Source organism: Kribbella sp. NPDC058693 (assembly GCF_042715335.1).
In the GTDB taxonomy this organism is placed as follows: Bacteria; Actinomycetota; Actinomycetes; order Propionibacteriales; family Kribbellaceae; genus Kribbella; species Kribbella jiaozuonensis.
Window position 1 is genome coordinate 1454330 of sequence record NZ_JBHXSQ010000003.1, and the last position, 18253, is coordinate 1472582.

Genomic DNA, 18253 nt, shown 5'->3' on the forward strand with positions numbered 1-18253 from the left:
TCCACCCTACGCAGGTTCAGATGTCCAGACGACGCAGGTTCCAGACGGAGGGGACGATCAGGGTGAGGACGGTGATCAGCACGAAGAGGGCCGCGCCGTACAGCTCGACGGCTTTCACGCTGACCACGGCAGCGACGTACCCGACGGTGAGCTGACCCGCGGGGCCGGCGATGAACGAGCCGAGCATGTCGTACGACGAGACGCGCGAGAGCTTCTCGATCGGGACGTGCTGGCCGAGCGCGGTCTCCCAGCTGATGCCGAAGATGTCGAAGCCGACGCCGAGGAGGAACGCGGCGATCGCCATCGCCCAGGTGTACGGGAGCAGCGCGAGGCAGAGCATGACCGGGACCGTGAGCAGCATGCCGAGCATGCCGGTGCGCAGCGGGCGGCGGGGTTTGAGCCGGAGCATGATGATGCCGCTGGCAACTAGTCCGGCGCCGAAGCAGGCGCTGACGACACCCCAGCCGGTTCGGCCGAACGTACGATCCGCGATCACCGGGCCGAGCGTCTGGTAGCAGGCAGTGAAGATCAGGTTCAGCAGGCCGAACGCGAGCACGATCACCCAGATCCACTGCCTGGACACGAACTCGCTCCAGCCGTCGCGCAGGTCGGTCAGCATCGAGGTGGCGGCGCGTTCGATCCGCGGGATCGTCAGGCGGGACAGCAGTACGGCGGCGATCAGGAACGTCGCGCCGTCGACCGCGAGCCCGACGCCCGGCCCGGTCAGGCCGACGATCACACCCGCGACCGCGCCGCCGCCGATCATCGCGCTCGACCGCGCGAAGCCGGCGATCGCGTTCGCCTGCGGGAGTTCGCTGCGGTCCACGATCGACGGGAGGATGCCGGTCATCGCCGGCATCACGAACGCGGCCGCGATCCCGTTGACCGCCTCGATCGCGGCGAGCTGCCAGATGGTCGCGTGGCCGGAGAGCACGAGCGCCGCGGCGAGGCCCTGGGTCAGTCCGCTGACTGTGTTGGCGACGACCAGCACGAGATGGCGCGGGAGCCGGTCGGAGATGACGCCGCCGACCAGCAGGAAGATGATGTTCGGGATGCTGCGGGCTGCGAGTACGATGCCGACCGCGCTGGCGGAGTCCGAGACGTCCAGTACTGCGAACACCAGCGCCACGGGCGCGATCGTCGACCCGAGGATCGAGATGAACCGGGCGGAGATGAACACCCGTACGTCGCGATGCCGCAGTACGGCCAGATCCTGCCGGAACCCCACCGCGCCCCCTCCGTCGTGCCGAACCTGGCGATCCTACGGGCTGCGGGTGCCGACGGGCCTGTTGTTTTCGGAGGGCAGAGCGGCCTAGGCGTCGGCCAGGCGGAAGTCGAGCTCGACCATCCATTTGGTCTTGCGCGGCTCGGTCCGGGGGTCGGTGCGGAACGCTTCGTACCGGCACGCGAAGAGGTCGCCCTCGGGGACTTCGCGACGGTCGAGGACGAGCCCTTCGGCGGCCACCCAGTCGAGCAGGGCACGGTTGGCGCGGAGCGAGTGGTTGCGGTAGGTGAGCGTGGCGTACTGCCCTGCGGGGAGCGTGGACGGGCGGACTCGGTCGTCGCCGGGCAGCGGTCCCGGCGTCATCATGCCGACCTCTAGGTCCATTGGCCCGGCCATGTCGATCACGTGCAGGCGAAGGAAGAACATGCCGGAGTCGTCGGTGCCGGTCTCCCGAAGCCAGCCGAAGAGCTCGTCCAGGAGCTCGTTACGCTTGGACAGCATGCCGCGGAACGGCGTGATGGTCCGAATACCGAGGCACTGCTGCTCCGGACGCTCGACGACGCGCGGCGGCTCGAGTAGCTCCATGCCACCTCCCTTCGATCGCTCGACTATAAGCCGGGGCTCCTGGGTTGCTGGTGAGCTCCGTAGGAAGTCCTCTACAGGTCTGTGGTTGGTGTAGAGGTTTTCCTACGGTGGCGACCCGAGCAGCTATCCAGTCAGCCTGCGCCCAGGACCTGGCCGCCCAGCCGGTCCAGGACGAGCACACCCGACCGCGTCCGCCGGTGAAGCGAAGCACGCTGCGCGAATTGCAAGCAGCCAGCGCAGCAGTCCGCTTGACGAAGCGTGTTCGCCCCGCAGTCCGCCGCGACCCAGCTCGGGCAGCTTACGTGGTCGAGCTGCAGCACCGATCGGCTCCTCTTCCCGTCGCGGCTGCCCGATCGGGTGCAGCCCGCGGGGCGGACCCCAGTACCCGGGGCGCGGCCGTCCGATCGAGGTGCGTCGGCTTAGTAGTCACCTGCGAGCGATAGCGAGCAGAGTCCGGCGATAGCCGGAAAGGATGCACGGCGCTGAGCCGGGGGTGGGTGGGTGCGTGTGGAGCGGGTGTGAGGAGCGGAGCGACGAACGGAGCGGCTGCGTAGCACGCGGGGGCTTCCCGTAGTACGCGGGACTTCCCCGTCACGGGTTGTCCTTCGTTGTCACGGGGTGTAGTGGGGGGTTTGCCGTTACCTTGGGGTATTGGTCCTCGATCTGCAGGAGGCTCCGTGAAGATCAACGACGTACTGCGCGGTAAGGGCAATCAGGTCGTCACCATCTCCCCAGAAGCCACTGTCACCGAGCTGCTCGCACTGCTGGCCGAGAAGAACATCGGCGCGGTGGTGGTCAGTGCGGACGGGTCGACGGTGTCGGGCATCGTGTCGGAGCGTGACATCGTGCGGCTCTGGAACGGTACGCCGGACGCGGGCGACGTACGGGTGAGCGCGATCATGACGTCCGAGGTGCGCACCGCGACACCGGACGACCTGATCGACAATCTGATGCGGCTGATGACCGAGCACCGGATCCGGCACGTCCCGGTCGTTGTCGACGGCAACCTCGCCGGGCTGGTCAGCATCGGCGACGTGGTCAAGTCCCGCATCGGCGAACTCGAGTTCGAGAAGGAACAGCTCTCCAACTACATCAGCAGCTGACCCGGCAGCCTCGTTCCCTCAGCCCAACGGAGCTGAGGGAACTAACGCTGCCCGCGTTCAGCTGAGGTCGATCAGGTCGCCGAGGTCGAGGCCCTCGAGTTGCGGGCGGACGTCCTTGGACTCGCCCACGACGACGACCAGCAGGCCGTCGGTTCCGACGTACCGGCGGTAGGCGTCGGTCGCCTCGGCCGCCGTCGTGGCGGCGATCTGAGCGAGGTAGGTGTCGGCGAAGTCGATCGGTACGCCGTTCGCGATGTTGCTGCCGACCTGCTGGGCGACCGAATCGGCCTGCTCGTAGCGCAGGGGAGCGGTGCGGATCAGGCTGTCCTTCGCCTCCTGGACCTCCTGCTCGGTAAGCCCGTCGCGGGCCTCGCGCAGGATCCGCAGCGCGTCACCGATCGCAGCCCCGGTCACCTCGGTGCGTACGGCGCCGCCGAGGCTGAAGGTCCCGCCCTTGCGCGGCGCGGCGAAGCTGGTCCGCGTGCCGTACGTGTACCCCTTCTCCTCGCGCAGCACGGTGTCGACGCGGGAGGTGATCGTCCCGCCGACCACGTGGTTCGCGACCGCGGCCGAGCCCCACAACGGATCGCGGCGATCGGGACCCTTGCACCCGATCAGCAACTGGCTCTGCACCGAACCCGGCCGGTTGACGAGCACGACCCGGTTGCCCGGCAGGTACAACGGCTCCGGCGTTTCGCCCACCGGGCCCGCGCCCGACGTCCAGCCCGCGAAGGCCTCGTCGATGATCGCGGCCGCGTCCACACCGGTCGCGTCGCCGGCGAAGAGGATCTCCGCGCGCTCCGGCCCGATGTTCCGCCGGTAGAAGTCAGCGACCTCGACGTTCGTCAGCGGCCGGATCGTGTCCGGCGTACCCGCGGTCGGCCGGGACCGCCGCGTCGCCGTGTCGAACAGATGCGACGCGAACGCTTCGCGCGCCCGGTACCCGGCGTTGGCCCGCTCCTGGTTGATCTCGCCGAGCCGGATCGTCACGTGCCGGCCGACATCGGCCTGGTTGAACGCGGGTCGCGTGATCGCCTCCGCCAGCAGCGCGACCGCCGGCGCCAGGTGCGACACCGGCACCGAGATCTCGACATGCAGCGCGTCCGAGCTGACATCCACGCCGTACGCCGCTCCGTGCCGCTCCAGCGCGGCCGCGAACTCGTTGGCCGAATGCAGCTCGGTGCCCTCGTCGAGCGTCCGCGACATGATCGTCGCGACGCCTTCGAGTTCACGCGGCTCGGCGATCAGCGGCATCGCGATCGTGACGCGCACGGTGGCGACGTACTGCCCGGGGCGGTCGAAGACGTGCACCGGCGTACCGACGCTGGTCCGCGTCGTCACGGCCTCCGGGAACTTCCACGGACGCGGTGCGCCGACGGCCGGTGGGGTGGTCAGAACCTGGTTCATTCCTGCTCTCCTGCCGTCTCTGCCGCGGACTCCTGACGGCGGTAGGTCACCTGGACCCGCCCTGAAGAACGGATCCATTTCGCCGCGGCCGCCTGCACCTGCTCGACCGTCACGGCCTGCACCTGGTCGATCCGGGTGTTGATCCGCCCAGGGTCTCCGAACAACAAGGCGTGGTGAGAGATCTCGTCCGCGCGCCCCGCGCACGTCGCCAGCTGCTCGAGCCAGTCCCGCTCGGCCTGTGCCTGCACGGTGGCCAGCTCTTCAGCGGTCACACCCTCGGTGGCCAGCTTCTCGATTTCCTCCAGCAGCGCGTCCTCGACCTTCTGCAGCTCAACGCCGTCCGACGCGATCCCGGTCAACGTCCCGAACGAGACCCCGCCGATCAGCGGCAGCGCGCCACCGGACACCGACTGGGCGATCTGCTCGTCACGGACCAGCCGCCGGTTCAGCCGGCCGCTCTGCCCGGCCGCGAGGATGTCGAGCGCGAGCCCGGCCGCGTCGAGCTCCGGCGTGCCGTCCACGGGCAGCCGGAACATCATCGTGATCAGGTCGGACGGTACGTCGGACTCCACGTCGTCCTTCTGTACGTCGGTCATCGGCCCGATCGTCCCGTCCGGCGCGGGCGGCGGCGCGGGGATCGCGGGCAGGTGGCCGAAGTACCGCTTGGCGGCGTCGAAAGCGTCGTCCTCGGACACGTCGCCGACGATCGTCAGTACGGCGTTGTTCGGTCCGTAGTACTTGCGGAAGAACGCGTGCACGTCCTCCAGCGACGCGGCGTCGAGGTCGGCCATCGACCCGATCGTCATATGCGCGTACGGGTGGCCCTCGGGGAACGCGAGCCGGACGAGCCGCTCGTACGAATCGCCGTACGGGCGGTTGTCGTACGACTGCCGCTTCTCCTCCTTGACCACGTCGCGCTGGTTGTCGAGGTTCTCCTGGTTGACCGCGTCGAGCAGGTAGCCCATCCGGTCCGCCTCGAGCCAGAGCGCGAGGTCGAGACCGCCGCTGGGCAGCGACTCGAAGTAGTTGGTGCGATCGAAGAACGTGCTCGCGTTCAGGCTGGCGCCGGCGGTCTCCAGCAGGCTGAAGTGCTGACCGGAGGCGACATTGCGCGACCCCTGGAACATCAGGTGCTCGAAGAGGTGCGCGAACCCGGTCAGACCCGGCGGTTCATGGCGCGATCCGACGTCGTACCAGAGGTTGACGGCGACGATCGGGACGGCGCGGTCCGAGCTGACGACGACCCGCAGGCCGTTGTCGAGCGTCTGCTCGGCGATGGGGTACGTCAAGGGCATACCGGCCACCTTACGTGGTCACGAAATTCTCGGCAGGTGCTGTCGATTTCGTCCCGGGTCGCGCATCGGAGTGGTAGATGCTGGAACCGGGAGTGGACGAGAGAGGTGACCCCGAGTGGGCAAGTACCTGGTGATGATCTACGACGACGAGGCGAAGTGGGCCGCGGACGACGGGTCGGTGATGGAGCAGAACCACAAGAACCATCAGGCCTTCGTCGAGGCCAACGGATCCGCGGTGCGCGGCGGCGGGCAGCTCGACGGGAGTGAGACCGCGACGTCGATCCGTTCCGACGGCAACGGCGGGTACGTCGTCACCGACGGCGTCTTCGCGGAGACCAAGGAAGTGATGGGCGGCTACTACATCATCGAGGCGGCCGACCTGGACGAGGCGCTCGCGATCGCCAAGCAGGTGCCGTCGCCGATGGGTGGTGTCGAGGTCCGCCCGCTGGTCAACGGTGGCTGACCCCATCGTCGAGGCGGTGGCGGAGGCTCACTCGACCGAGTGGGCCTCCGTGCTTGCCGCGACCGCACGGGTCGCCGCGGATCTCGATCTGGCCGAGGACTGCGTGCAGGACGCGTACGCGAAGGCGCTCGTGCACTGGCGGGCCGACGGCGTACCGAAGAAGCCGGGCGCGTGGCTGACGACGGTCGCGACCCGGCGGGCGCTGGAGCATCGGCGGCGGGCGGATGTCGCCCGGCGCAAGCTGCCGCTGCTCGTGCTCGAGGACGACGTGACCGATGAGCTCTTCCCGGACGACCGGTTGCGGTTGGTGTTCACGTGCTGCCACCCGGCGCTCGCCCAGGAGGCGCAGATCGCGCTCACGCTGCGGCTGGTGTGCGGGTTGTCGTCGGCGGAGATCGCGAAGGCGTTCCTGGTCAAGGAAGCGACGATGCAGGCCCGCATCACCCGGGCCAAACAGAAGATCTACCGCTCCGGCATCGCGTACCGAATCCCGCGTACGGCGGACTTCCCGGCGCGGATCGACGCGGTCCTCGACGTGGTGCATCTCGTCTACACAGCCGGGCACAGCCCACGGGGCATCGATCTCGCGCGGATGATTCGTCTGCTGCTACCGGACAGCGCGGAGGCGGCGGGGCTGCTGGCGTTGCTGGTGCTGACGGAGGCGCGGCAGGGCGCCCGGGTGGACGACGCCGGGCGGTTGGTGTTGATGGAGGACCAGGACCGGGCGCTGTGGGACCGGAAGCTGATCGCCGAGGGGTTGGAGTTGGTGCCTGACGCGGTGCGGGCGGCGGGGCGGTTCGGGTTGATGGCGGCGATTGCAGCTGTGCACGCGGAGGCAGAGCGCTGGGAGGACACGGACTGGGCCGAGATCCTGGGGCTGTACGACCTGCTGCTCGAGCGATGGCCGTCGCCGGTGGTTGCGCTCAATCGGGTGGTGGCGCTCAGCTACGTGGACGGTCCTGAGGTTGCATTGCGCCACCTGCCTGATGACCCGGCGCTCTCGACGTACCCGTATCTGTCGTCCACCAGAGGCGAGTTGCTGTGGCGGCTCGGGCGCACCGAAGAGGCAAGCAAGGCGTACGAGGAGGCGTTGGCGTTCACCAGCGATCCGGTGGAGGTGGAGTTCCTCCAGCGGCGGATCACTCGAGGCGTTTGAGTACTTCGTCGTGGAGGCGGCCGTTGGTGGCTACCGCGTTGGGGCCGTTCGGGCCGGGGGCGCCGTCGACCGAGGTGAACTTGCCGCCGGCCTCGTCGACGATGATCGCCAGCGCGGCCATGTCGTAGAGGTTGAGCTCCGGCTCCGCGGCGATGTCGACCGCGCCTTCCGCGACCAGCATGTACGACCAGAAGTCGCCGTACGCGCGGGTCCGCCAGACCGTGTCCATCAACTCGGACCACTGGTTCTTCTTGCCGATCTTCTCCCAGCCCTTGAGCGACGCGTACGACAGCGAGGCGTCCTCGATCTTGCTCACGTCGCTGACCCGGCACGGCTGCGACGAGTGCAGCGCGCGGCCGGTCCACGCGCCGTCGCCGTACGACGCCCACCAGCGCTTGCCGAGTGCCGGCGCGGAGACGACGCCGACGACGACCTGGTCCTCGATCATCAGGCTGATCAGCGTCGCCCAGACCGGGACGCCGCGGATGTAGTTCTTGGTGCCGTCGATCGGGTCGACCACCCAGCGGCGTACGCCCCAGCCGGAGGTGCCGTCCTCTTCGCCCACGAACGCGTCCCGCGGGCGGGCCCGGGAGAGCGTCTTGCGCATCACATCTTCGACCTTCTTGTCCGATTCGCTCACCGGGGTGAGGTCGGGCTTGGTGGCCACGTGCAGGTCGAGCGCCTTGTAGCGGTCCATCGTGGTCGAGTCCGCGTCGTCGGCCAGGATGTGGGCGAGCCGCAGGTCATCCGTGTGCGAAGGCATGCCGGAAGGCTAGCCTGAGCGCCGCCCGGGCGGTTCAGCCGTCCGCGAAGTGTTGCGGATCGGTTGCGACGCCGATTGAACCAAATCGAGTCGTTGAACGTGCCATTAGTGTCTGACCACGCTGTTACGACTGCCATGGAGGCTGTCCATGTTCGAGCGCTTCGGGGACCTGCCGCTGCACGTGCTCGTGATCCACCTGACGGTTGTGCTGCTGCCGGTGGCGGCGCTGACCCTGATCGCCTTCGCAGTGGTGCCGAAATGGCGCCGTATCCTGCGCTGGCCGGCTCTGGTCCTCGGCGTCGGGGCGCTCGTGTGCGCGTTCGTGGCGAAGGAGAGCGGCGAGGCGTTCGTGAACGCGGTGCCGACGCTGTCGAAGGCGGTCGAGCTGCACTCGAAGCGCGGTGACTTGCTGTTCTGGTACTGCCTGATCTTCGCGGTCGTCTCCGTCGCGGCCTTCCTGCTGCTGGCCGGCGTGAGGGGTGACAGCGCCACGAAGATCCGTCCGCTGGAGCTCGTGACCCAGGCGGCGGTGGTCGTGATCGCAGTGCTCGTCATCTGGCAGACGGTCCGTACCGGTGACGCCGGTGCGCGGGCGGTCTGGGAAGGCCAGCTGCCGGCTAAGTAGCCTCTTCCGTCGCGTCCCGGAGCTCGCGGCCTTCGCGGCTGGCCAGCAGGCGGCGGAACGAGTCCACCCGGGCCGCGTCGGCCCGGCCCTCGGCCACGGCCTCGTCCAGCGCGCAGTCGGGGGCGTCGACGGTATGGGTACAGCCGCGCGGGCAGTTCTCGGCGATCTCGGCCAGGTCCGGGAAGGCGTTGATCAGCTGATCCGGCTGGACGTGGGCCAGGCCGAACGAGCGGATGCCCGGGGTGTCGATGATCCAGCCGCCCTCGGGCAGGCGCAGTACGAGCGTGTTCGTCGAGGTATGGCGTCCGCGGCCGGTCACCTCGTTGACGGCGCCGATCGCCCGGTCGGCGCCGGGGATGAGGCCGTTGACCAGCGTGGACTTGCCGACGCCGGAGTGGCCGACGAGAACGCTCGTCCGGTCGTCCAGCTGCTCACGGAGACTGCTGAGGTCGCCGTTCTGGTGCGTCGCCACCGACTCGACGCCGAGCGGGCGGTAGATCGACAGCAGCGGATCGGGGTCGGCCAGGTCGGTCTTGGTCAGGCACAGCAGCGGTCGCATGCCGGCGTCGTACGCCGCGACCAGGAAGCGGTCGATGAGACCGGTCCGGGGCTCTGGGTTGGCTACGGCGACCACGATGACGAGCTGGTCCGCGTTCGCGACCAGGGGCCGCTCGACCGGGTCATCGTCATCGGCGGAGCGGCGCAGCAGCGTCGTACGGGGGAGGACCTCGACGATCCGGGCCAGCGAGCCCTCGTCGCCGGTCGCGTTGCCGTCGAGCTTGACCCGGTCGCCGACGATCACGCCGGTGCGGCCGAGCTGGCGGGCCTTCATCGCGGTCACCTCGCGACCGCCGTCCGAATCCTCGACCCAGCAGGCGTACCGCCCGCGGTCGCGGGTGAACACGAACCCGATCACGGCGTCGTCGTACGAGGGGCGGTCCTTGGTCCGCGGCCGGGTCCGGCGCTTGGGCCGGTCGTACTTGGCCTCCTCGTCGTACCGCGACATCAGCTGGTGAGCCCCGACCACATGTCCGGGAACTCGGGCAGGGTCTTCGCCGTGGTTCCGATGTTCTCGATCTGCAGGCCGTCGACGAGCAGGCCGAGTACGGCGGCGGCGTGCGCCATCCGGTGATCGTCGTACGTGTGGAAGAGACCGCCGTGCAAGGTCTTCGGCCGGATCTCCAGCCCGTCCTCGAGCTGCGTGACATCCCCGCCGAGCGCGTTGAACTCGGTCTCGAGCGCCGCCAGCCGATCGGTCTCGTGGTTGCGCAGGTGCGCGATCCCACGCAGGTACGACGGCCCGTCGGCGAACGCCGCCACTGCCGCGATGACCGGCGACAGCTCGCCGACCTCGCTCAGGTCGATGTCCACGCCCTGCACCCGACCGGTGCCGCGCACAGTCAGGCCACTGTCGGTGAGGGTCGCCGAGGCGCCGAAGCGGGTGAAGATGTCGGGCAGTTGGCCGCCCGGCTGTGTGGTCTGCGACGGCCAGCCGGTGACGGTCACCGACCCGCCGGTGATCACGGCCGCGGCCAGGAACGGCGCCGCGTTCGACAGGTCCGGCTCGATCGCGGTGTCCAGCGCGTGAATGGGGCCCGGGGCAACGACCCAGCGGTTCGGCTCGGCGTCGTCGACCTGGACACCGCGCTCGCGCAGCATCCCGACCGACATGTCCAGGTGCGGCTGGGACGGCACCGGCTTCCCGTCGTGCCGGATGTCGACGCCCTCGTCGTACCGCGCGCCGGCCAGCAGCAGCGCGGACACGAACTGGCTCGACCCGGACGCGTCCAGCGTCACCTTCCCGCCACGCACCGAACCCGTGCCCGAGACCGTGTACGGCATCCGCCCGGTCCCACCGTCGTCGATCTGTACGCCGAGGGTCCGCAGCGCGCCCAGGATCACGCCCATCGGCCGCTCCCGCGCGTACTCATCGCCGTCGAACGCCACCACGCCGTCAGCCAGCGCGGCGACGGGCGGGACGAACCGCATCACGGTGCCGGCCAGACCACAATCGACGCTGGCCGGGCCCTTGAGCGAGCCAGGCGTGACAGTGACCGACGTACTGCCGTCGCTGATACCCACGCCGAGAGAGACGAGGGCGGACCGCATCAGAGCGGTGTCGCGAGCGGCCAGCAGCCCGGTCAGGTGGGACGGGCCGTCGGCGAGCGCGGCGAGGATGAGGGCACGGTTGCTGATCGACTTCGATCCCGGGACCGTCACTGTGCCGCTCACGGCTCCAGTTGCCCGCGGCGCCGGCCAGCCCTGCTGCTCGCTCATCCCACTCCCTCGACTCAGGTGTCTACAGCCCTGAGCCTAGGGCATTCAGCCGAACGGGAGCTCCGCCTTTGCCAGCTTCGCGGCCTGCTTGGCCTCGCGGGCCAGTTGCTTGGCCTCGCGCTTGGCTGCCTTGGCGCCGCGCTTGGTCTCGCGCTTCGCCGCCTTGGCACCGTGCGAGGCGCGCCAGGCGACACCCGGCTTGCCCTCGGTGTCGACTGCTGCGAGCAGCAGTCCGCCCATCAGGCCGAGGTTCTTCATGAAGTTGATGCGCTGCTGGTTGCGGACCGCCTTGTCCTTCTCCAGCCAGAACGGGTGGCCGGCGAGCGTCGTCGGCACCAGCGAAGCCGCCAGCAGCGTCGCCCCGAGCCGACGGCCCTTACCGGTCGCCAGCGCGAGACCGCCGAGCACGTGGACCGCGCCGTTCAGCCGGACCAGGTTGGCGGTCGTGTCAGGGAGCCGGTCGCTCACCTGCGGCGGCGCGACCCGCTTCACCATCGGCACCATCCGGTCGGTGACCGGCTGCGCCTTCGGTACCAGCGGCTCCGGGTTGCGGATCGCGTTCGTGCCCTGCACGACGAAAATGACGGACAGCAACGGCCTGGCCAATGCGCGCACGACAGTCATGCCTCCTTCATACACCACGGTTTGTACGACTTCCGGTACCCACCGCTGATGCGGATGCTCAGATCGGGCAGCCGTCCGGGCCGCACGCGGCGTCACCGTCGGTCGTCGCACCGGGGGCGGTGATGAGCGTCACCGGCTTGCGGTCCGCGTTCGCCCGGCGCAGTGCCTCCTGGAAGACCTCCACCGGCTGCGCGCCGCTCACGCCGTACTTCTCGTCGATGACGAAGAACGGTACGCCGTTGGCGCCGTACGCCAGAGCTTGTGCCTGGTCCGCCGCGACCTCGTCGGTGTACGTCGATGACGCGAGCACCTCACTCACGCGATCGGCGGGCAGACCGACCTCGGTGCCCAGCTCAGTCAGCGTGGTGTGGTCACCGACCGGGAGGCCGTCGGTGAAGTACGCCTTGAGCAGCCGCTCCTTGAGCGCGCCCTGCGTACCTGCCGGCACCTCACCGGCGTCCTCGAGGTCGCGGGCGAGGTGGAGCAGCCGGTGCGCGTCGACGGTGTTGGCCGGCTTCGCCTGGTCGAGGTGGTACTCCAGACCGACCTCTGCGGCGATCCCGGTGACGTGGGCGTTGGCCTGCAAGGCCCAGTCGCGGCCGCGGCCGTACTTCTCGCCCAGCCGGGTCGCCAGGTCCCGAGGGTCGTCGTTCGTGGAGGAGGGGTCGAGCTGGAAGCTGTGCCAGACGATCGTGGCGGTGTCACCGCTGGCGGTCAGAGCCTCTTCGAGCCGACGCTTCCCGATGTAGCACCACGGGCAGACGACGTCGGACCACACATCAATGCGCATGACAGTGGGCAACTGACCACTCTGCGGACCTATTCCCAACCACTCGCTGTTGTGACGCGTCTGACGGTCCATGGACGACGAACTCGTGCGGACCCTGCTGAAAGAACAGCACCCGGACCTGGCCGAACTGGAGCTGAAGGAGGTCATCGGCGGCTGGGGCAACCAGATGTGGCGCCTCGGCGAGGACCTGGCCGTCCGGATGCCTCGTGCCCACGGATCGCCCCAACAGCTCCGCAAGGAGCACCACTGGATGCCTGACCTCTCCGCCCGGCTTCCGCTACCGGTCCCGGCCCCGGTCCGCCTCTGTGAGCCATCGGAGCGCTTCCCCAACCCGTGGCTGATCACGAGCTGGGTCCACGGCGTACCTGCGGAGCATGCTCCGATCACGGACCCCGCCGCGGCCGACGTACTGGCCGACTTCCTGCAGGCACTGCACACCGAGGCGCCTGCGGACGCACCGGTCAGCGACCGGACAGCCCTGCCGCCGGGCCTCGGCTTCCCAGAGGTCCAGGAGTACGTCGGCCGCCGCGACGCGCTCCGTGCGGTCTGGGAGGACGCGGCCGCCGCCCCGGCGTGGAGCGGGCCGCCGCTGTGGGTGCACGGTGACCTGCACCCTGCCAACGTGATAGTTGCCGATGGCACACTTACTGGCGTGGTGGACTTCGAGGAGCTGGGCTCAGGGGATCCGGCCACCGATCTCGCGTCCGCCTGGGTCCTGCTCCCGGACGGCGCTGCCGACCGGTTCTTCGAGCGCTACCAGGCGGACGAGGCAACGGTACGGCGAGCCCGCGGGTGGGCTGTGACGCGGGCGCTGTTCCTGATCGCCATGGGTATCAACGGCGAGAAGGGCATCCCGGGCGGCAAGACCCACTGGGGACCGGCCGGCCAGGCTGCACTCGAACGCCTGCTGTAATACGGGGAATTCCGGCGAAAGGTTGAGGGTGCGCGATGAGTTGGCGGGGCAGCTGTCACAGCTGCGCGACCTGACCGGACGGAGCCTGCGCGAGCTCGCACGCGACATCGACGCCAGCAGTTCCTCGCTCTCGCGGTACTTCTCCGGTCAGGCTGTACCGCCCTGGCCGACGGTCGTTGCGCTCTGTAAAGCAGCGGGTCGGGATCCGCGACCACTGCGAGAGATCTGGGAGCGCGCCAAGGAGGGACCACAGACGGCTCCGGCTGCTCCTGTACGCAATGACCTTCCGCACGACGTCACTGCCTTCACGGGACGCCGGGCCGAGCTGGACGCACTTCTCGGTGCTGCCCGGACCACGCAGGTCGTGGCGATCGACGGAATGGGCGGAGTGGGGAAGTCCGCCCTCGCCGTCCACGCTGCGCACCTGCTGACGGCGGAGTTCCCTGACGGGCAGTTCTACCTGGACCTGCACGGGTTCACTCCGGGACGAGAGCGGGTGGAGCCGGCCGAGGCGCTGCGGGTGCTGCTGTCCGCGTTGGGGTTGCCGCTGGGCCGGATTCCCGAAGGACTCGCGGAGCGGGCCGCGCTGTGGCGGTCGGAGCTGGCGACGCGGCGCGCGATCGTACTGCTGGACAACGCCGCAGACGCCGACCACGTACGGGACCTGCTGCCCGGTGCCGGTCAGATCTTCGTCGTCATCACGAGCCGACGCCGCATGGTGGAGCTGGACGGCGTACAGCCGATCTCGTTGGATGTCCTGCCCAGTGAGGATGCCGCACGGCTGTTCGTCGAGTCCGCGGGCGGAGCACGGCCTGGCGACGTCAACGAAGTACTGCGTCGTTGCGGCAACCTGCCGCTGGCCATCCGCGTCGCTGCGGCGCGACTCCGGCACCGGCCCGCGTGGACGCTCGACACTCTGGTGGAGCGGCTACGCGAGGGCGAACTGGCGGTGTCGGACGTCTTCGAGATGTCACTGCGACAGCTGGACCCAGCCCAGCGCCGCATGTTCCGCCTGCTCGGCCTGGTCCCCGGCGAAGACATCGACGCGTACGCCGCGGCCGCACTGGCCGGCATCCCCCTGGCGAACGCGCGCTCGCTGCTGGAAGACCTCGTCGACGTCCATCTGGTCCAGGAGCCGTCGGCCGGCCGCTACCGGATGCACGACCTGCTGCGACAGGCCGCTCGCGCAGACGACCCGACTGCCGATCCGGCTCCGGCGATCACCCGGCTGGCCGATTACTACCTGAGCTGCATGCTCGCTGTGAGGGAGCAGATCCGGATCTTGATCCCGCTCCCGACGACCGTGTCACAACCGCCGCCATCGCTTCCAGACCTGTGCGACCACGACGCGGCCATCAAGTGGCTGGACACCGAGTGGGACAACCTCATGGCGATGTTCGCACTCACGGTGCAGCTGGGTGTCGACACAGCGGCGGTCGGACTTGCACAGCTCGCCACGATGGCTCATGCGCGACGCGGCGGTTCTGAGCTGCTGCGCAAAGGTCTAGAGGTCACCCTGCCCGTCGCAGAACGGCTCGGCGACCGCCGCGTGCTGGCCTCCCACAAGTACCTGCTGGGCAGTCTGCTGCTGCGCATGGGCCGGCTCGACGAGGCGATGTCCGAGCTCGAGGACGGCCGCGTGCTGATGGCTGCGGAAGGCGACGCCGTCGGCGAAGCCATGTGCCTGTTCCAGCAGGGGGAGGTCCAGGGGGAGCTCGCTGACGCCGAAGGCGCCGTGCAGCTCCTGGAGCGTGCGGTCGCCGTGGTGCCGCCGCACGAGGTCGCCGTACGCGCGCGACTGCGGGCCAGCCTCAGTCATGCTCTGCGGAGCCACGGCGACTATGCCGCGGCCCGTGAGATTGCCGCCGACGTACTCGAGACGACTCGGGAGACCGACCGGCAGACCGCCCGCATGTGCCTGGACGTGCTCAGCCAGGCCGCACTCGACCTTGGCGACGCGCAGACCGCGCTCGACCTCGCCGAACAGGCCGTCGACATCAATCGGGAGACCCACCATGCGTTCTTCGAGGCGATCAGCCTCGCCGACGTAGCCGTGGCGCTGCTCCACCTCGGACGCCCGGAGGAGGCCGCGGCCAGGCAGGCCGAGGCGATCGCGATCCTCGAACTGGCAGCCGAGCCGGACCGGCTGGTGCGCGTTCACCTCCCGTACGCGGAGGCATGCCTGGCCACCGGCAACCGGGACACCGCTGCCCGGCACTTCCAGGAGGCACTGGAGATCGCGACCGCTCATGGGCTCGACTACCTGGCGCCTGAGGCCCGCTCCGGCCTGTCCCGTGCGTCCTGAGCTGTCCCGTCCCGTCCCGGGACAGCCGTTCGATCCTGCAAAAGCGCAGGTCAGCCGTCGATTCCGCGTCCCGGCGGGACAGCTGTGGGTGGTCCGGGCCGAGCGCCTCGGCCAGTCTCTCCACCATGCTGCTCAACGAACTGGACGCACTGCCCACGCTGTGGGAGGTGCAGGGCACGGTCGCCGCGCCCGTCGCAGCGGTCGCCGAGCTGCTGCTCGCCGTCACTGCGGGACGGGTCGGCGACGACAACCTGCTGGTCCTGGCCAGGGCTTCGGCAGCACGCCAGGGAGCGATGACCGTCGTAGGTGCCGGGCATACCTTCCGGGCCGAGCTGGCAGGGCACGTCGAGCCGGTGGAGATCCAGGTAGAGGACTCCAGGCTCGCAGTACAGAGCTGGTACGGCGGTGTCCACGCCGTCACTGCCTGCTCGACCGGCACACGAGTCGTCCACCGTGTGCAGCGGGTCCTGCCTGAGCATCCCGGCTTCGCGCCTGGCGTCGCCGAGCTCGGAATGCAGACCCGGATGGCACGTGACCTGCAGCGGGTGCTGGCTGTCATCGCCGACCGCCTGGGCTGCTGACACGTGTCAGGGCCCGTGTCAGGGCTACGGCGGCCCGGTGTCAGGGCGGTCTTCGAAGCTGGTCCCAGTCGAACAAACTCAACGAATCCGAAAGGTACGACAATGTCTACTTTCAACACCCCCGAGCCGATCTCCGCAATCCTCGACATCCCCGCCGGCCGCATCGAGCTCGTCGCCGCCGACCGGGCCGACACCACCGTCGAGGTCCTGCCCGCCGACTCCTCCAAGAGCCGCGACGTGAAGGCGGCCGAAGAGGCCAAGGTCGCGTACGCCGACGGCGTACTGCGGGTCGAGATCACCGCGAAGAAGCAGTACTTCGGCCCGTCCGGCTACGTCGCGGTCAAGGTCGAACTGCCCGCCGGCTCCAAGGTCGACGTGAAGGTCGCCAGCTCCGAACTGCGCTCCACCGGACGTCTCGGCGACGTGGCGATCAACAGCGCGCACGGCTCGATCGACCTCGAGGACGTCGCGAGCGCCAAGCTCACCCTGACCGCCGGTGACGTCTCGGTCGGCCGCCTCAACGGCCCGGCAGAGATCCGCACCAGCAAGGGCGATATCCGGATCGCCGAGGCCGCCGCCGGCGCGCTCGAACTGCGCACCGACGTCGGCGAGATCGAGGTCGGCGCCGCCGCCGGTGTCTCGGCCTCGCTGAACGCCGGCACCACCACCGGCCGGATCGACAACGCGCTCAAGAACGCCGAGGGCGCCGGCGCCCAGCTCACCATCCGCGCGACCACCACTGTCGGCGACATCGTCGCCCGCAGCCTCTGATCTCCAACTACCAATCGAAGGAGCACCCCACGATGTCCACCACCAACGGCTTCACCGAAACGGGTCTGCGCCGGCTGCACGACGTACTCGCCCGGCACGTCGACTCCGGGAAGATCCCCGGCATCGTCGCCCTGGTCAGCCGGGGCGACGGTGAGCCGCACGTCGAGACGCTCGGGACCATGCGCCACGACGGTGGCGCGCCGATGCAGCGTGACACCATCTTCCGGATGGCGTCGTCGTCGAAGCCGGTCGCGATCTCGGCCGCGATGGTGCTGCTCGACGAGTGCCGGCTGCGGCTCGACGACCCGGTCGAGCCCTGGCTGCCCGAGCTCGCGAACCGCCAGGTGCTGAAGCGGATCGACAGCCCGGTGGACGACACCGTGCCGGCGAAGCGGCCGATCACGGTCCGGGACGTGCTCACCTCGACCTTCGGGCTCGGCATGGACATGACGATGATCGGTACGCCGATCATGGGCGCCCTGTTCGAGCAGGGCATCACGCCGAACGGGCCGGTGCCGATGCCCGAGCAGGACGAGTGGATGCGCCGGCTCAGCACGCTTCCGCTGATGTACCAGCCGGGCGAGCGCTGGCAGTACCAGATCAGCAGCGACCTGGTCGGCGTACTCGTCTCCCGGGTCACCGGTCAGTCGTACGACGAGTTCCTGCGCGAGCGGATCTTCGAGCCGCTCGGGATGAAGGACACCGGCTTCTGGGTGCCCGGTGACCAGATCGACCGCCTGCCTCCGCTGTACGCGCCGGACCCGGCGACCGGCGAGTTCCAGGTGTGGGACGAGGCGGAGGGCGGCCGGCACAGCGCTCCGCCGGCGTTCCAGGGCGGTGGCGGCGGACTGAACTCCACCGCCGACGACTACCACGCGTACCTCCGGATGCTGCTGAACCACGGCGTCCACAACGGCGAGCAGATCCTGTCCAAGCCGGCTGTGGAGCTGATGACCAGCAACAGCCTCACACCGGAGGTGCTGGCCGCACGCGAGACGCTGGCCCGGGACAACGTGCACATCTCGTTCGGCCAGGGACAGCAGGGCGGCTGGGGCTACGGGATGGCCGTCCGCACCTACCGGGGCGACTACGCGCCGGTCGGCCAGTTCGGCTGGGACGGTGGCGCCGGTACGTCGACGTACGCCGACCCGACCAACCAGATCGTCGGCATCCTGCTCACCCAGGTCGGCACGACGGTGCCGTCCGCGGTGCAGCTCGCGGGTGACTTCTGGACCACGCTCTACCAGGCCATCTGAGTACCAGCCGGGCGGGCCCCGGAAATCAAGCGGGGCCGCCGCCCGCCGTTTTATCGCGGGGCCGGCGCGCTGAAGCGGGGGGCCGAGGGGCCGTGGGGCAGGGCGGACACGGGC

At 69.4% G+C, this 18253-nt stretch carries 18 protein-coding genes; 9 read left to right on the top strand and 9 right to left on the bottom strand.

The features are described 5' to 3' along the window. Nucleotides 1–16: 16 nt before the first annotated feature. Both ACFWUU_RS25220 and ACFWUU_RS25225 read right to left on the bottom strand, forming a co-directional pair. Entirely contained in the window at nt 17–1228 is a 1212-nt protein-coding gene (locus ACFWUU_RS25220) for an MFS transporter (protein WP_137258088.1), read from the bottom strand. An 84-nt stretch (nt 1229–1312) separates the two neighbouring features. After that, the gene (locus tag ACFWUU_RS25225) at nt 1313–1810 is read right to left on the bottom strand and encodes a GyrI-like domain-containing protein (protein ID WP_380178752.1); all 498 of its coding nucleotides are present in this window, start codon (nt 1808–1810) and stop codon (nt 1313–1315) included. A 677-nt stretch (nt 1811–2487) separates the two neighbouring features. On the opposite strand from ACFWUU_RS25225, the gene ACFWUU_RS25230 reads away from it, so the two are divergent. Beyond that, nucleotides 2488–2913, top strand: a complete 426-nt coding sequence (locus tag ACFWUU_RS25230; RefSeq protein WP_137258086.1) for a CBS domain-containing protein — start codon at nt 2488–2490, stop codon at nt 2911–2913. 57 nt (nt 2914–2970) lie between these two features. On the opposite strand, the gene ACFWUU_RS25235 is transcribed toward ACFWUU_RS25230, so the two are convergent. Together ACFWUU_RS25235 and ACFWUU_RS25240 are read right to left on the bottom strand one after the other, a co-directional pair. Continuing rightward, a complete protein-coding gene (locus ACFWUU_RS25235) occupies nt 2971–4320 on the bottom strand; it encodes a M16 family metallopeptidase (RefSeq protein ID WP_380178754.1) in 1350 nt (449 codons plus the stop codon). After that, nucleotides 4317–5615: a M16 family metallopeptidase gene (locus ACFWUU_RS25240; protein ID WP_380178756.1), complete on the bottom strand. Its 1299-nt coding sequence runs from the start codon at nt 5613–5615 to the stop codon at nt 4317–4319. Before ACFWUU_RS25240 ends, ACFWUU_RS25235 begins: the two co-directional genes overlap by 4 nt. Before the next feature lie 115 nt (nt 5616–5730). On the opposite strand from ACFWUU_RS25240, the gene ACFWUU_RS25245 reads away from it, so the two are divergent. Both ACFWUU_RS25245 and ACFWUU_RS25250 read left to right on the top strand, forming a co-directional pair. Then, complete coding sequence (locus ACFWUU_RS25245; protein WP_137258083.1) at nt 5731–6078, top strand: YciI family protein; 348 nt, start codon at nt 5731–5733, stop codon at nt 6076–6078. Further along, complete coding sequence (locus ACFWUU_RS25250; protein WP_380178758.1) at nt 6071–7234, top strand: RNA polymerase sigma factor; 1164 nt, start codon at nt 6071–6073, stop codon at nt 7232–7234. Before ACFWUU_RS25245 ends, ACFWUU_RS25250 begins: the two co-directional genes overlap by 8 nt. On the opposite strand, the gene hisN is transcribed toward ACFWUU_RS25250, so the two are convergent. Beyond that, nucleotides 7218–7997 carry a histidinol-phosphatase gene (gene hisN, locus ACFWUU_RS25255; RefSeq protein WP_380178760.1) on the bottom strand — a complete coding sequence of 260 codons (780 nt, stop codon included), beginning with the start codon at nt 7995–7997 and terminating at the stop codon, nt 7218–7220. The genes ACFWUU_RS25250 and hisN overlap by 17 nt on opposite strands. Nucleotides 7998–8145: 148 nt before the next feature. Here hisN and ACFWUU_RS25260 point away from each other — a divergent pair, with 148 nt between their 5' ends. Continuing rightward, entirely contained in the window at nt 8146–8622 is a 477-nt protein-coding gene (locus ACFWUU_RS25260) for a DUF2231 domain-containing protein (RefSeq protein WP_137258081.1), read from the top strand. Here the strand turns inward: ACFWUU_RS25260 and rsgA are convergent. From rsgA to ACFWUU_RS25280, 4 genes are read right to left on the bottom strand one after another with little or no spacing between them, the layout of a single operon-like run. After that, on the bottom strand, nt 8615–9628 hold the full coding sequence (gene rsgA, locus ACFWUU_RS25265) for a ribosome small subunit-dependent GTPase A (protein ID WP_380178762.1): 1014 nt from the start codon (nt 9626–9628) through the stop codon (nt 8615–8617). The genes ACFWUU_RS25260 and rsgA overlap by 8 nt on opposite strands. Continuing rightward, nucleotides 9628–10899 (bottom strand): 3-phosphoshikimate 1-carboxyvinyltransferase, encoded by a 1272-nt coding sequence (aroA, locus tag ACFWUU_RS25270; RefSeq protein WP_380178764.1) that lies wholly within the window; start codon nt 10897–10899, stop codon nt 9628–9630. The genes rsgA and aroA overlap by 1 nt, the downstream gene beginning before the upstream one ends. Before the next feature lie 45 nt (nt 10900–10944). Then, nucleotides 10945–11523: a DoxX family protein gene (locus tag ACFWUU_RS25275; RefSeq protein ID WP_380178766.1), complete on the bottom strand. Its 579-nt coding sequence runs from the start codon at nt 11521–11523 to the stop codon at nt 10945–10947. Nucleotides 11524–11581: 58 nt separating this feature from the next. Further along, nucleotides 11582–12313 carry a DsbA family protein gene (locus tag ACFWUU_RS25280; protein WP_380178768.1) on the bottom strand — a complete coding sequence of 244 codons (732 nt, stop codon included), beginning with the start codon at nt 12311–12313 and terminating at the stop codon, nt 11582–11584. Between the two features lie 70 nt (nt 12314–12383). Here ACFWUU_RS25280 and ACFWUU_RS25285 point away from each other — a divergent pair, with 70 nt between their 5' ends. From ACFWUU_RS25285 to ACFWUU_RS25305, 5 genes are all read left to right on the top strand, one after another. Beyond that, on the top strand, nt 12384–13226 hold the full coding sequence (locus tag ACFWUU_RS25285; protein WP_380178770.1) for an aminoglycoside phosphotransferase family protein: 843 nt from the start codon (nt 12384–12386) through the stop codon (nt 13224–13226). A gap of 28 nt (nt 13227–13254) precedes the next feature. Beyond that, a complete protein-coding gene (locus ACFWUU_RS25290) occupies nt 13255–15531 on the top strand; it encodes an ATP-binding protein (RefSeq protein ID WP_380178772.1) in 2277 nt (758 codons plus the stop codon). Between the two features lie 125 nt (nt 15532–15656). Continuing rightward, complete coding sequence (locus tag ACFWUU_RS25295) at nt 15657–16112, top strand: hypothetical protein (RefSeq protein WP_380178774.1); 456 nt, start codon at nt 15657–15659, stop codon at nt 16110–16112. Nucleotides 16113–16214: 102 nt separating this feature from the next. Continuing rightward, complete coding sequence (locus ACFWUU_RS25300; protein WP_137258073.1) at nt 16215–16883, top strand: DUF4097 family beta strand repeat-containing protein; 669 nt, start codon at nt 16215–16217, stop codon at nt 16881–16883. Nucleotides 16884–16915: 32 nt separating this feature from the next. After that, nucleotides 16916–18139 (top strand): serine hydrolase domain-containing protein, encoded by a 1224-nt coding sequence (locus ACFWUU_RS25305; RefSeq protein ID WP_380178776.1) that lies wholly within the window; start codon nt 16916–16918, stop codon nt 18137–18139. Nucleotides 18140–18253 lie beyond the last annotated feature (114 nt).

Bases quoted from the DNA above. Each gene is read 5' to 3' on its own strand.
- ACFWUU_RS25225 (WP_380178752.1), bottom strand. From the start codon at position 1,810: ATGGAGCTACTCGAGCCGCCGCGCGTCGTCGAGCGTCCGGAGCAGCAG.
- ACFWUU_RS25235 (WP_380178754.1), bottom strand. From the start codon at position 4,320: ATGAACCAGGTTCTGACCACCCCACCGGCCGTCGGCGCACCGCGTCCG.
- ACFWUU_RS25240 (WP_380178756.1), bottom strand. From the start codon at position 5,615: ATGCCCTTGACGTACCCCATCGCCGAGCAGACGCTCGACAACGGCCTG.
- hisN (WP_380178760.1), bottom strand. From the start codon at position 7,997: ATGCCTTCGCACACGGATGACCTGCGGCTCGCCCACATCCTGGCCGAC.
- ACFWUU_RS25260 (WP_137258081.1), top strand. From the start codon at position 8,146: ATGTTCGAGCGCTTCGGGGACCTGCCGCTGCACGTGCTCGTGATCCAC.
- rsgA (WP_380178762.1), bottom strand. From the start codon at position 9,628: ATGTCGCGGTACGACGAGGAGGCCAAGTACGACCGGCCCAAGCGCCGG.
- aroA (WP_380178764.1), bottom strand. From the start codon at position 10,899: ATGAGCGAGCAGCAGGGCTGGCCGGCGCCGCGGGCAACTGGAGCCGTG.
- ACFWUU_RS25275 (WP_380178766.1), bottom strand. From the start codon at position 11,523: ATGACTGTCGTGCGCGCATTGGCCAGGCCGTTGCTGTCCGTCATTTTC.
- ACFWUU_RS25280 (WP_380178768.1), bottom strand. From the start codon at position 12,313: ATGCGCATTGATGTGTGGTCCGACGTCGTCTGCCCGTGGTGCTACATC.
- ACFWUU_RS25285 (WP_380178770.1), top strand. From the start codon at position 12,384: ATGGACGACGAACTCGTGCGGACCCTGCTGAAAGAACAGCACCCGGAC.
- ACFWUU_RS25295 (WP_380178774.1), top strand. From the start codon at position 15,657: ATGCTGCTCAACGAACTGGACGCACTGCCCACGCTGTGGGAGGTGCAG.
- ACFWUU_RS25300 (WP_137258073.1), top strand. From the start codon at position 16,215: ATGTCTACTTTCAACACCCCCGAGCCGATCTCCGCAATCCTCGACATC.
- ACFWUU_RS25305 (WP_380178776.1), top strand. From the start codon at position 16,916: ATGTCCACCACCAACGGCTTCACCGAAACGGGTCTGCGCCGGCTGCAC.